The following is a 1,032-nucleotide window of genomic DNA, read 5'->3' as shown; positions in this document are numbered from 1 at the left end:
AATGGCATCATGATGTATTTTTGCATTTTCAGAAACGACGGCATTGCAAAAAACTATAGCATTATCATAAACCCAGCAATTGCCATCATGAGAGAGGTCGCTTTCATTTTCAATAAAGCCACCCAATTGACCAGCCTTAACATCATCAAAATCTCTTAAAGCTTTAATGCGGTGTAAAGTCACACCGTTAACAACGCGGCTTTCATTAGTAAGTTCATATTTTTTTGCAGACTGTTGTTTATTAACAGATGCGGTTTTATTTGCAATGTTAGAGAGAACGGGGGTGTTTTGTGATATAGAATTCATTTTATTAATCCTAGTTATTAAAGTTTTGAAATTGACAACCCTAAAAGGGCGCCGGGCGCTCAAAACACGGTAACTAGTCCGTTGCTACACTTTTCTCATAAAGAGTATTGTATGGTGTAACCACACCCGACATAATCGTTATATGCTAGCGACAGCATAAAAGAAAGTCAGTATTTAAAGAAATAGGAGAAACCTTATCGTGGTTTATCCGCTAGTTATTAAGTATTTTGATCACTTGGTTATTTATATAACAAAATACGTATTTATTGTCAAATAATATTTTATCTTTTTTGATATTTTTTGTATTTTTTAATTACGTTATGTATTGATAATATCTTATGCTTATGAATTGCTGCTTTTATATTTATATGCGTTTAAAGCTATATTATGAGCTTTCTGAAACGATTGCATTATGTTTTGAATCTATACATTTATAATATTTAGAAACGCTCTCATAATGCGTATTTTTATCTTTATAACCTATCAGTTTTTTCACTAAATGAATTTTAATTTTTTTGTGAATTTTGTTTATAACGCATTTGCAACTTAACAGCTTTTTATAGGGGCTGTCTTTATAATCAATGCTTTCATTTGCATTATGATTATAAAACCTTGCTGTTTTTACACCTTCTCTATAGCTGTTATCTTCTTTATAGCCACCGCATCATTTTTCAGTTTCATAAGAGAAACGATAAATAGGATAATTACGATTTATAGACTGTTATG

Annotated in this window: 1 pseudogene; it reads right to left on the bottom strand. The window is 30.8% G+C overall.

From position 1 onward, the window contains the following. Positions 1-306: pseudogene (locus tag MCY_RS06575) on the bottom strand (hypothetical protein); the annotation flags it as partial. Between the last annotated feature and the right edge of the window lie 726 nt (positions 307-1,032).

The sequence above is a fragment of the Bartonella rattimassiliensis 15908 genome (genome assembly GCF_000278215.1).
Taxonomy (GTDB): domain Bacteria; phylum Pseudomonadota; class Alphaproteobacteria; order Rhizobiales; family Rhizobiaceae; genus Bartonella; species Bartonella rattimassiliensis.
This window is presented reverse-complemented; position numbering and strand designations above follow the sequence as displayed.